Here is a 13,258-nt window from a genome sequence, read left to right on the forward strand (position 1 = left end):
AACCTTACAGCTTAACTATATAAATTTATTCTAAAATTTATATAGTTAAGCTACATTTTATGTAAATACTAAAACTTTAAATAATCGTATTACTAAATTATTCTTTTAAAAATTCCTTTGCTACATTTGAAAAATTCAATCCATTTGATAAAATGGCTGGATGACCACCTTCATCAAACAAGTACATTTTACAATTATTAATTTTTTCAATAAGTGCTGAAAAAGTATTTTCAAAAAAATCAGGAGATACTAAAGATACAAACTCATCTTCTTTACTTCCTGTTAAAAGTACATCTGTTTGCATAGTTTCTAGAGGTTTATGAAAAAATTTACCTATAGTTTTATAGTGTTCAAAAATAGCTTCTGTATCATTATCTACAACTTTTTCCCAGTTGTCTCCTTGATTATAAATATAAAAAGCTTTTGCCCCAGCATCCTTTTTTGATTCTTCACGCTCTATCTTCACATTTTTTACAAATGACTCTAAAGGAACTTCTCCCTCAAAACTGTCTGCTATTACTTTATTAACTAAGTCAGGTCTTTCAAGGGCAACATTTAATGCTACAAGAGCCCCTCCACTACTTCCAATTATATTTACCTTTTTATAATTCATTTTTTCTAAAAAGCATATAACCTGCATAGCCTCATCAAACCATAAATCTACAGAGAATTTATCCACCATTTCAGATTCACCATGACCTACAAAATCTATTAATATTACCTTATATTCATCTTTGTAAAAATCAACTACTTCATTAAACATCTTAGAAGAAGCAGTATTACCATGTAAAAAAAGTAATGGTATACCCTCTCCTATCTCGTTATAGTAACATTTCTTGTCATTATAAGTGAAATATGCCATACATTCCCTCCTCTAATATCTTTATAAATATATGTTTATAACTTATATCCATAGTGACTATTATTATAAACACTTAAGACCATTATAACTTACTTTTTAAAGTTTCGTAACTCAATAATTTTTTGAAAATATAAAATTATTTTATTAAACTTAATTCACACTCTTAACTTCAACTATCTCATATCTCTCTTTACCTTAACCATCTTTTTCTTTATAGGTATTTCCTTATATTTTTTTGATATTAAGTCTCCTTTATAATTCAATATATCTACATATGAACACAAATCTTGAACTTCTATTACACCTATATCATCATTAGCAATTTCTTTTAGGTTACTGAACGCCCCAACTATATCTAAAACTCTTATTTTCTTTTTTTTACCAGCATTTAAATATAATCTTACCACTTCATCTTCTGAATTTAGTTTTGTATCTTTGCTCTTTTGATAACTTTTACTGACTTTTTTTCTTTTTAATACTTCTTTTAAAAGTTCTTTTGAATATTCATCAAACAATCTTTTCCCTGATATAACTTTACTTTTCTCTATTTCAGGTATTTCATATATTTTATATCCTATATATTCTTCTATGCCTTCTATATATTTTTCATCCCACGTATCCACTATAGTAATAGCTTTTCCACTACTTCCTTTTCTTCCAGTTCTTCCTATTCTGTGTATGTAGTTTTCCTTATCATAAGGTACATCATAGTTTACAACTAAAGAAATATCATCGATATGTATTCCTCTAGATGCTACATCACTACTAACTAACACATTGAACTTTAGGTCTTTAAAATCTTTAATTACAAATATTCTTTTTTCTTGTGATAAATCAGCGTGTAACTGCCTTACCAAAAAACCATCTTTACTCATCTTATTATATAGTCTAGATACTTTTTCTCTAGTATTACAAAAAATTATTATACTCTTCGGATTTTCACTGTATATTAAATTTTTTAAAATTATATACTTGTCTTGTTCATTTACTTTTATTATTCTATCATCTATTTGTTTTACTTTCTCATTATTCTTATCTTCATTTTCACCTACATTTATAATGCCATAGTTTGGCATATATTTTTCACATATATATTTTATTTCTTCACTCATTGTAGCTGAAAATAGTCCTATTGTTTTCTCTTTAGGTAAACTTGATAATATTTTTTCCATTTGCTCAACAAAACCTTTATTAAACATTTTATCAGCTTCATCTATTACTAAATACTTTATATTTTCCAACTTAATAGTACCTTTATTTATATGGTCAATTATTCTGCCTGGAGTAGCTACAACAATATGAACTCTTTGCTTTAATTCTGCTATTTGTTCTTTTATAGATTGCTTACCAAAGATAGCACTACATCTAACTTTCTTTAATCTCCCTATTCCTGATATCTCCTCTTTCACCTGTAAAGCTAATTCTCTTGTTGGAACAACTATAAGTGCTTGAATATTATTGTACTCTACATCTATATTCTCACATACAGGTATCGCAAAACTTGCTGTTTTTCCACTTCCTGTTTTTGATTTCACTGCTATGTTTTGACCATTTAACAGTTTTGGAATAACCTCTATTTGTACTCTAGAAGGTATATTATATTCTAAATTTTTCAATGACTTAAGTATCTTTTCGTTTAATTTAAATTTTTCGAATGTATATTTCATATATTACCACCTTATTATATTTATCTTATCTCTTATATTTTTCTACATTATCTTATTATAATACAAGGTTGTAACATTTTTATATTATTTATTATACTTAAATAATATCTATATTATATAAAGTTATAGTTTAGTTCTAAATAAATTATAGATTTATATTTAAATACCCCTTGAATATATTGATAAATCAATACTTTCAAGGGGTATTTCTTGTGGATAACTAAACTAATGTATCTTTTACAGGTTTAAATTATACCAATATCTTGTGTTTTAGTTTGTATCTAAAATTAAAAGGTATTAATCAACACCTAAGTCACCATAATCTCACATACTTATATCTTTGTTTAATATACCTTCTGCAATTAATCGTGCTATATAATCATAACCTGCTTCATTGGCTTTATTACAATCATCCACATTATCACAGAAAAAACTTTCAATCTGTATTGCAACTGGATTTGTGTTTCTCAATATATATAAATTTTCTCTTTTTTTAGCTCCTCTATTTTCAAATAATTCTCCAAGTTTATTAGATACTCTTTTAGCATATTCTAATCCTTCATTACCATAATAAAGCACTTCTGCACCAAATTTCGTTCCATCACCTTTATTTAAATGTAGCTCTACTAGTAAATCATATTTGCCACTATTTACTTTTGGAACTCTATAGAAAAATTCTTCTCTTTCTGACATAAAATGCCTTTCTGGACAAACTATTACATCTACTGTATTACCTTGACTTATAAGCATCTCAGCTAACATAGGAGCTAATTTTTTGTTATAATTGTATTCATCAACTATGCCACTTACACCTGTACTTTTACCACCCTTTAGTATACTATGACCTACTGTTATGCATATTTTCATTTACCTTTTTCACCTTCTTTTAAGCCAATTTTTATATAATAGTAATATGATTTTAAAGTTATTACTAATAATAATATATTAATTGAAGAAGGCAAAAGTTCTCTGTGATTATCATTTTTTTAACATATTTGTCTTATTTTATCATAAATCTATACTTTTAAAATATTATATTATACTTATTATTTAGAATTATTTAAAATTAAGAATTTCTATTAATTATTTATATATACAATATATATCAATATCTATGTTTTTCTATCTAATAAAATGTTAGCTTAATAAATTTAATTTTTAACTTTGAAGAGTTAATAATACAATAAAAGCGATGTATCTATAAATAATTCATCTGCATTTAGCTCATTTACTGATGTATGTTCAATTTTTATATTTATATTTTTCATATCCTCATAAACAATTCCAACTGGTGAACAAATAAAACAAGAAAATCCAAAAGTTTTTGTTATCTTTTTTACTTTATTCTCATTAAAATTTGTTTGCTTCTTACAGTCACTTATATTCTTATTATTATTTTGTAAATCATTATCATAACCCATTTCTTTCTGAATATTATCAGACTTGTTCACTACTTTAAACTTACTATGATTTCTACAACTATAGTCCATTTCAAATTCTATACTTCCAAAAACTATTAAATTGCACAGATTTAAATCTTTTCCTTTGTTTGTAGGATTTTTTATAGGTTTAACATAAAGTATCTTACTATTTATGTTTACTTTTAATATATCTTTTAGGTTTTTAGGCATCTTTAAAGTATTGCTTATATTCAACTGCTTAAATACAGTTTTGTTTATGTTGGTATAAACACTATTACTTTCCACTGATATTCTTGTTGGAAATTTATCTAGGGTACACTTATAATAATAGTATATATTAGCATTATTCTTTATAACTCTATATGCTGAATTTGGCAAAACTACACTCTTAAAAGATATTATTTTTTTACAATTAGCATCTATTTTTCCTATGTAAAAACCTTGTTGTGGGTCTAATCCACATTTTGTAATACTATTAACTTTTACAGTATTATTTATAAATTCTATATATTTAGAAATATAATCTTTAAAAAATATATTTCCTGTTTTATGTTTACTCGTATTTGTAACAATAATAGTGTAAGTCAAAATGTCGAATACAGATGCACATTTTTTATCAACATATTTTTCTACTTTTAAAATACTTCCACTTATATCATTTGAAAAGACATCATTAAAAGTAGTTTTAGTTATTCTCATTGCATCCACCTTTCTATAATCTAAAGATTACTCCATTTTAGAACTATTTTCATAACTTATAATTGCAGTCACACTAATAAATAAATTATTATCATCTAAAATAGACGATGCCATATCTTGTATAAGATACTTTAAATTAATTTTCTCTTTATTTTCTATTCTCCTAGGCATTTGTATAAATGTACTGAAAGGTATTTTTAATTTAAGTATATTTCTCTTATTAGAGCTTCTATTTCTCTTATTCCCCACATAATCTAGTATCACATCAGTATCTATATCACCAACTAAAATTAATTTCTTACCCGTCATTTGCTCATCTTCTAATGATACACATTCCATCGTATCAACAAGACTTATATTATGAATATTCATATTACAAACAGATGTCTCCAATGAATTTACTATGGATTTTTTAGAAGCTAACTTAAAATTTTTATATGTATTAAATTGAGATAAATAAAAAGTATTTTCTAGTCTTTCACATCTTTCAAAATTATATATTACCTTATTATTTTCATACATAATCACATCAATCTCCCTATATCTATATATTAATACTATTCATAAAAACTCTTCTAAATTACCCATTTTTGATTATTCACCATATAGCTCTTATCCTTTTTAAGACATAATAATCTTTCATACATATTGATTTCTATATTAACAGTAAAAACTTATCTTAAAATTTTTCATTGAATATATACTATTGACTTTTGGAATATAGTTTATTATAATTTTAATAGACCGACAGTCGGTCAAGAAAAAGAGAGGTGTCCTATATATGCAAAATTTAGATAAAACAAATAATTCTTTTAACAAAAACTTTAACCTTGTAGTACTCGGTCAAATTATATCTATACTGGGTTCATCATTATTAAGATTTGGTCTTTCTACTTATATTTTAGATATAACAGGTCGTGCAGATATATTTGCAACTTTATATGCAATATCAAATATTCCACTTCTATTGTCCCCAATTGGTGGTGCAATAGCTGATAGATTCAATCGTAGAAATCTAATGGTTATATTTGATTTTATGAGTTCTATAATTATCCTCATTTTTATCTGTCTTTTTTCTACTCTAAATGATTCTATTGTATTAATTGGAATTATTATGATACTCCTATCTATTATTAGTTGTATGTATCAGCCTACTGTACAGGCAAGCATACCTTTAATAGTAAATGAAAAAGATTTAGAACAAGCAAATGGAATTGTAAATGGAATAGGTGCGCTTTCAAGTATGTTTGCTCCTGTACTTGGAGGTCTTTTATATGGTCTTATTGGACTTAAGATGCTTCTTATTATAAGTTGCGTTGCATTTTTTCTATCAGCAGTAATGGAGATGTTTATTTATATCCCTTTTAATAAAAGAGACTTTAATGGTGACATAGTAATGACTATAGTTAATGACATGAAAAAAGGATTTTCTTATGTTGTAAAACAGCCTTATATTAGTAAAGCTATGATTCTGGCAGCTTCTTTAAATTTATTTTTAACTCCATTTTTACTTGTCGGAATACAATATATTTTGCGTGTAACTATGCACAGTAGCAATAATATGTATGGCATAGGAATAGGGATTATAGAATTTAGTAGTGTTTTAGGTGCACTTTCAATAGGTTTATTTGCAAAAAAAATGAAGATGAATACATTATATCGCTGGTTAATGCTAATTAGTATTTTAATGATTCCAATGGCTATTTCAATTTCTCCTTCAATGCTCAGACTAGGATATTATCCATCTTTTATATTATTATTTATTTGCATTATACCTATTGCTATGTCTATGACAATTATCACTGTATTTGTCCTAACTATTGTTCAAAAACAAACACCTAATGAATTATTGGGAAAGGTAATGGCCACTATTACAGCTATATCACAATGTGTTGCTCCAGTAGGTCAAATTATGCATGGTAAATTATTTGAAGTTTTTAGCCTTAAAGTTTATATACCTATAATATGTATGTTTATAATTATGCTATTAATTTCAGTTCTTGCTAAATATCTATATAAGAATGAGATATCATAATAAAATCATATTACAGCTAAAAATATACATTTCATTTCCTCAAAGATACTTTTTAATGTCAAATGGCTAGACTGATTCTTATTTCAGAATGACCATTTGACATAATGTTTATTTGTTTTTATTAAATTTATTGTTCTGGTTTATATACAACTTTATTATCATCATCATATATTACCAAAGATTTTGCTTTTATAACTTCAGCCCCATACTTAACATCCTTTTGAGAGAAATTAGCTACTACTTTTAAATCTTCTCCATACTCAGTCATTTGAACTAACCTATCCTCAGAAATAAATTTAAAATCTGTCATTTCTCTTTTTATAGCCTTTTTATTAAATTCTGACCATACTTTATTGTGTGAAACTATTTCATCTTTGTGTTTTTCCCATTCAGTTCTATCTATATAATACATAGGTGGCGTATTATACAATACTTCTCTCATCATTCTGCTTCCAACTTCATCTTTAATTTTGAAAGTTCCCCATAACCACTGATGAGAAGATACAACAGAATCATTATAAACTAATCTAAATAAAGGAAGAGAGTAAGTTGGGTCTATAAATATTTTTTTATATTTTTCTTTTACAGGTATCTGTTTTGAAAATACTTCTGGTACTCCTCCTGTTGGAGAATAGTATCTACCGACATAGTATTCACTATCTTTATTCTTGCTCATGTCTTTATCAACCCAAGCAAATGCTGGTGTCTCAAGACCATGTGCAAATGCTATGGTACTACTTGAAAAATCATTTCCACCTTCTGAACCTATAACCATATTTGCATTATCTCTTATATATGACATCCTTTCAAGTCTAGCCTTTAAATCTTGTGCTTGAGTTGTTATGTGACTTTGAGAATAATCATCATAGATTTCACCTGTAGCATCACAATCTATAAACCAAGAATTAAATTTATATCCTTCATCCAATATACTTTGTACTCTCTCTTTCACACTTGGTAAAGACAATGTAGGATTTAATTTTCTTCCTTCTCCTTGAAATCCAGTTTCTTTTTCACCTTTTTTGTTTTCTATAGTAGCATTTTCATATAGAGATTTATCCTTAAATGATGCTGTACTCCATTTTTCTTCTCCTGGCTTGTGTATAGAATGATATGAATCATATGGCCCTACTAGATACCCTAAATCATTAACTCTCTTAACCATCTCTGGAGATACATAACCTTCTTTCATATCATCAAAACCTATCCAGGCATTTTTAATACCAGATTTATTGATGTCATTAATCACATCAATTGTATTATATCTTGTCCATGTAGCAACATCATTCACACTATCTCCTAGTTTTGATTTTAATAATCTCTTGTTAAATTCTATAAGTTCTACTCTATTTAATTTAGATATACCTTTGTCTAATACTCTTTTTATATCTCTATCCTTACTATTAAAAACTTTGTCATTATAAAAAGTATTCATTTGCATAACCTCATTAAATGCTTGAACTATTTGATTTTTTTGATATTTATCTATATAATCTTGAGTTTTTATTTGATTAGTCACTTCTATAAATTCACTATCATCAGACTTCATACTTAAAAGTTCTTTCATCCAATTAATTAAATCATCTGATAAGTTTTCTTTTAATTTATTCCATTTAATATCATTTATTGTGATTATAGATTTATCTCCAAAATAAATTTGTGGTGCTCCATAGAGTTTTTCAATATTTTTATTTTCCTTAGATTTTTCTTCTAATGTTTTAAATTCGTCTTTATCAACTATATAATTTTTATAAGTTTTCGCTACATCTGTAATATTCTTATTGGTCAAGTACACTTTAAACCCATACTCTTTATTTTTATTGATACTTGGATACTCATGTTTAAATGTAAAATTAATCTTATCTTTAGAACTAAATTCAATTTCATTGTTGAATTCATTTTCAATAATATATAACACAGAATATTTTGCTTTATTTACTGCAAAGAATTGCATTGAAAAAGATTCTATAACATTATAAGTAGACTCATTTAAATGTTCTTTCCAATACTTATCATTACTTGGTATAAACTTACCTTCATAAAGTGGTAGTACATAACTTTCACCTTCAACTTTAGGCCAATTAAAACTAGCTTCTTGTTCTGAATTAGATTTAATGTTTACATCTAAATAATTGTTCTCTTTTTTTATATTTATGTCTATGTTTTCATCAGGATATGTCCATGATGCTTCTGTTTTTGTCTTTTTGAAATTTGATACCTTCCTTTCTTTTAATGGCTCGGATATCTTTTCTCTTGAACCATTAGATTCAACTGATACCTCAAAGGTTTCAGGTTTCACTTCAAAACTAAAATCCAAATTTTTAACATTGTACATGGATGATTTGCTATTAGCCACCTCCCCACTACTGCAACCAGTAATAGTAGTTATAACAACCATGCAACTTATAAATATCGAGACTATTTTTTTCATAAAAGCCACCTCCTCGATAAATATATCATCCTTATGTTACATCAAAGTTACATGTTGCTTTGAATTTCACTATCTATTAATTGAAGATTGTATTGTTGAATTATTTCTATTAAACGGTCTGCATAGATGCTCTTTCCATTTTCATCTTTTGCTGTACTATAACCTGCTTTTTCCAATGCTTTAGCTTGATATATATACGTTTTTGCATCAAATACACCATTGGCTTTGTATCTTTTATTCGTAGCCAAAAACTTTGCATGGTCTTTTATAGATTCATTTTTATCATCATATATTCTAAATTTATCATCTATAATTGTATCTAAATGTTCTTTTGTCTCTAAAGTCACTGATTTACCTTTCCAAGAGGCATCTGCCTTTATGCCAAATAGATTATTGTGTTGTTTTGCTAAAGTTGATTTGCCCCAGCTAGATTCGATTATAGCTTGTGCAATAGTTATAGATGGAAGTATTTTATAATCTTCGTAATTTTGTATAGCTTCTTCTTTAATTTCATTTATAAACTTCATATACTGTGTATCAGACTTCAATCTTTCTGGCTTTATGCCATAATCCTTAAGTTCGTCAATATAATTATCAACCAATCTTTTTTGTTTATTACTAAATTCTAATTCATCCAAGACATTACTTAATTTATTTATTTTATTATTTTCAGAAAAATTTTTAACAAATAAATCTGATACTTCTTTTATTTGTGAATCTTTAACTTCTTTTAAGTTGTTTTTATTCAATACAGCAACAATAGAAGCTACATACTTCCAGTTAACTTGTACATTATTTTTACTTGCTAAATCAGAATATTTTATATACTTACTAACCTCTATATCTTCCTTGTTTATATCTCTGGTGAAATACTCTTTTACTCCTACACCTATTAAAACTGATATTATCAGTATTATAACAATGAATTTTTTATTCTTCATAATTATTGTCCTCCCTTATATTATCTGCTGAATACAATATATCTTATTTTTGTTACATTTTCTTTACGAAATTTTGAAGATTTTATGAAGATTTATGAAATATATTTAACTAAAAGCGCAATTATTGTTATAATATATAGTTTTCTATTAAATAAAAATAGTTAAAATAAATTCATAATTAGATAAACTTATTTTAACTATTTACATAATAAAAATATTATTTAAATTTATTTCTATCAATTTTTATATATTTTTCTAATATATATTTTTTACCATATACAATAATTTTTATTGGCTTACCTTTTAAATTTTCTATTTTAATTAAATCACTACATACATCTACATTAATAATGTTATCTCTATAGCTTATGTTGAAAGAATAACCTCTCCATTCTTTCGGTAACTTAGGGTCAAAAGATAATGTTTCATCCCATGTCCTCATACCTGCAAACCCATGCACAATAGAAAGCCATGAACCAGACATAGAAGTTATATGCAGCCCATCATTGGTATCATTATTATAATTGTCTAAATCAAGCCTAGCAGTTCTTGAGTATAATTCATAAGCTTTGTCCAAATCATCTATTTCAGAAGCAATAATGGAATAAATACTAGAAGATAAAGAAGATTCATGTACAGTATATTTTTCGTAGAAATCAAAGTTTCTCTTCTTTTCTTCTTTAGTAAATCTATTTCCAAAATAGTAAATTCCCTGTAATACATCTGCTTGTTTTATAAAACACGACCTAAGAATCCTATCCCAAGACCAATTTTGATTAAGAGGAAGATTTTCTTTTGGTAAATCCTTTACTTCTATAAATTCTTTATCTAAAAAATTATCATTTTGAACTATTATTTTTAACTCATCATCATATGGCAGATAGATTTTTTTTGATATCATTTGCCATAACTCAACTTCTTCTTTAGTTACATTATTTCTATCAATACATTCACTATATTCTATTTCTAATTTTAATACATTTTCTACAGCATATTCTAAGCACCATTTAGCTATATAATTAGTATACCAATTATTGTTGATATTGTTCTCATATTCATTTGGGCCGGTTACACCATGTATCATATACAAATCTTTTTTTATAGATAAGTGAACTCTACTAGCCCAAAATCTAGCTATTTCTATTATTACATCGATTCCTTTTTCTTTTATGTATTCAAAGTCACCTGTATAATTTGTATAATTATATATTGCATATACTATACTTCCATTTCGGTGTATTTCTTCAAATGTTATCTCCCACTCATTATGGCATTCTACTCCATCAAATGTAACCATTGGATATAAAGCACCTTTAAGCCCTAGTTTTTTTGCATTATCTTTTGCCTGTTCCAATTGATTATATCTATATTCCAAAAGGTTTCTAGTTACCTTCTTATCTGTTACCCCTAGATATACTGGAACGCAAAATGCTTCTGTGTCCCAATAAGTAGCCCCTCCATACTTTTCTCCAGTAAAGCCTTTAGGACCTATATTCAATCTTGAATCTTCTCCATAATATGTTGAAAATAGTTGAAATAAATTGTATCGTATGCCTTGTTGACTACTTTTATCTCCATTTATTTTTACATCTGCACTTTTCCATCTTTTATTCCATAACTCTGTATGTTCATTTAATATATCATCATAATCTTTAGATATTTCTCTATTTAAAATATCTTCACATTTTCCTAATAGCTCACTTTCCTTATAGTCTCTAGTTGAAGTTATAGATACATATTTTTCTATACTAGCAACCTCATCTTTTAGAATATCCATTGTTATTGAATTCTCACAGTAATTATATTCATTTGTATGAGATAGGTCTTTTATCTTACCTCTTGCCTTAATATACATCATTGCACCCACAGTAAATACTGGTGTATTAAATGCATTTTCCTTTGTTCTAGAAAGTATGCTTCCTCGATATTCTGAAGAATTTGAAGAAACTCCATTCCAAAACTCTTCCTCATAATTTGAATCTTCATTTTTTATGTTTGAATCTAAATATGGTATGAATTTTATTTTAGCATCAGAATTTAATGCTTTTATACTGTATTTAATTACTGCTAACTCCTTAACTGATATGCTTAAAAATCTAATAATGTTAACTTCAAATTTTTTATCACTTATGTGTACAATAAACCTACGATTTAAAATACCATTTTTCATATCTAATTCTCTATAAAAATCTTCAACCTTACATTTTGCTAAGTCTAATTCTATGTCATCTATAAAAATTCTTATTCCTATATAGTTAATTGAATTAGGGATTTTACCAAAGTATTCTGGGTATCCATTTTTCCACCATCCTACACGAGTTTTATCTGGAAACCATACTCCAGCTATATAAGACCCCTTATGAGTATCTCCACTATAGTTTTCCTCATAGTTTCCCCTCATACCCATATAGCCATTACCTATACTCATTATAGATTCTGCTAATCTATTTTCTTTGATTTCAATCTTATCTTGTATAATCTTCCATTCATCTATATTATTAAATAAACATTTCATATAACTCTCCTAACCATATACTCATTATACTTTTCTTGTATATATTCAAAATTTAATTGACTTGTTGAATCTACAACTAAATTTGCTTTTTTTAAATTCTCATAGTTTCCAACACCAACAGAAAACATATTAGAAGAATTTATAGCATCTATCCCTGCACTTGCATCTTCTATTCCTATACAGTTTTGAGGATTTACATTAAGCCCTTCTGCTGACATAAGAAATATATCTGGATGAGGTTTGCTATTTTTACATTTTCCTGCATCAGCTATAAAATCAAATTTATCACTCATACCCAAATTATTTAGCACATTTGTTGCATTCTTACTTGCAGATGATAAACCTATTTTTATGTTATTAGATTTTATATCACCTAATAAATTTTCTATTCCAGGCAAAATATCATTTGAAGTTATCTCATCTATCAGTGATACATAATAATTATTTTTTTCTTCGGCCATTCTCACTTTTTCTTCTTCTGAAAATAAATATTTCTTATTTCCAAATTCTAATATCCTGTCCAATGACTCCATTCTACTTATGCCTTTTAAAGATTCATTAAATTTTGTATCTATATCTATCCCAACCTTATGAGCTAGTTTTCTCCAAGCCATATAATGATAATATGCAGTATCTGTAATTACACCATCCAAATCAAATATAAATGCTTCAATCATTCTTATTTCC

The 13,258-nt window shown here is 26.6% G+C and carries 10 protein-coding genes; 1 reads left to right on the top strand and 9 read right to left on the bottom strand.

Annotation, left to right across the window (positions count from 1 at the left end):
- Positions 1-97 precede the first annotated feature (97 nt).
- From ACTG46_RS11915 to ACTG46_RS11935, 5 genes are all read right to left on the bottom strand, one after another.
- Positions 98-862, bottom strand: coding sequence for an alpha/beta fold hydrolase (locus ACTG46_RS11915; protein WP_479922869.1), 765 nt, complete (start codon positions 860-862; stop codon positions 98-100).
- Between the two features lie 173 nt (positions 863-1,035).
- Positions 1,036-2,529 carry a DEAD/DEAH box helicase gene (locus tag ACTG46_RS11920; RefSeq protein ID WP_479922870.1) on the bottom strand — a complete coding sequence of 498 codons (1,494 nt, stop codon included), beginning with the start codon at positions 2,527-2,529 and terminating at the stop codon, positions 1,036-1,038.
- Positions 2,530-2,853: 324 nt separating this feature from the next.
- Positions 2,854-3,396, bottom strand: a complete 543-nt coding sequence (locus ACTG46_RS11925; protein WP_479922871.1) for an N-acetylmuramoyl-L-alanine amidase — start codon at positions 3,394-3,396, stop codon at positions 2,854-2,856.
- Between the two features lie 305 nt (positions 3,397-3,701).
- A complete protein-coding gene (locus ACTG46_RS11930; RefSeq protein WP_479922872.1) occupies positions 3,702-4,649 on the bottom strand; it encodes a DUF11 domain-containing protein in 948 nt (315 codons plus the stop codon).
- A 27-nt stretch (positions 4,650-4,676) separates the two neighbouring features.
- Entirely contained in the window at positions 4,677-5,171 is a 495-nt protein-coding gene (locus tag ACTG46_RS11935; protein WP_054270654.1) for a hypothetical protein, read from the bottom strand.
- Between the two features lie 259 nt (positions 5,172-5,430).
- Between ACTG46_RS11935 and ACTG46_RS11940 the strand changes: the two genes are divergently transcribed.
- On the top strand, positions 5,431-6,684 hold the full coding sequence (locus ACTG46_RS11940; RefSeq protein ID WP_407813876.1) for an MFS transporter: 1,254 nt from the start codon (positions 5,431-5,433) through the stop codon (positions 6,682-6,684).
- 127 nt (positions 6,685-6,811) lie between these two features.
- On the opposite strand, the gene ACTG46_RS11945 is transcribed toward ACTG46_RS11940, so the two are convergent.
- The 4 genes from ACTG46_RS11945 to pgmB all read right to left on the bottom strand — a co-directional run bounded on the left by ACTG46_RS11945 (position 6,812) and on the right by pgmB (position 13,248).
- On the bottom strand, positions 6,812-9,115 hold the full coding sequence (locus ACTG46_RS11945) for a glycoside hydrolase (RefSeq protein WP_479922873.1): 2,304 nt from the start codon (positions 9,113-9,115) through the stop codon (positions 6,812-6,814).
- Between the two features lie 47 nt (positions 9,116-9,162).
- Entirely contained in the window at positions 9,163-10,056 is an 894-nt protein-coding gene (locus ACTG46_RS11950; RefSeq protein WP_054270657.1) for a glycoside hydrolase family 73 protein, read from the bottom strand.
- Between the two features lie 217 nt (positions 10,057-10,273).
- Positions 10,274-12,571 carry a glycoside hydrolase family 65 protein gene (locus tag ACTG46_RS11955; RefSeq protein WP_479922874.1) on the bottom strand — a complete coding sequence of 766 codons (2,298 nt, stop codon included), beginning with the start codon at positions 12,569-12,571 and terminating at the stop codon, positions 10,274-10,276.
- Positions 12,568-13,248: a beta-phosphoglucomutase gene (gene pgmB / locus ACTG46_RS11960; protein ID WP_284182047.1), complete on the bottom strand. Its 681-nt coding sequence runs from the start codon at positions 13,246-13,248 to the stop codon at positions 12,568-12,570. Before pgmB ends, ACTG46_RS11955 begins: the two co-directional genes overlap by 4 nt.
- Between the last annotated feature and the right edge of the window lie 10 nt (positions 13,249-13,258).

This window comes from Clostridioides sp. LIBA-7678 (assembly GCF_056716065.1).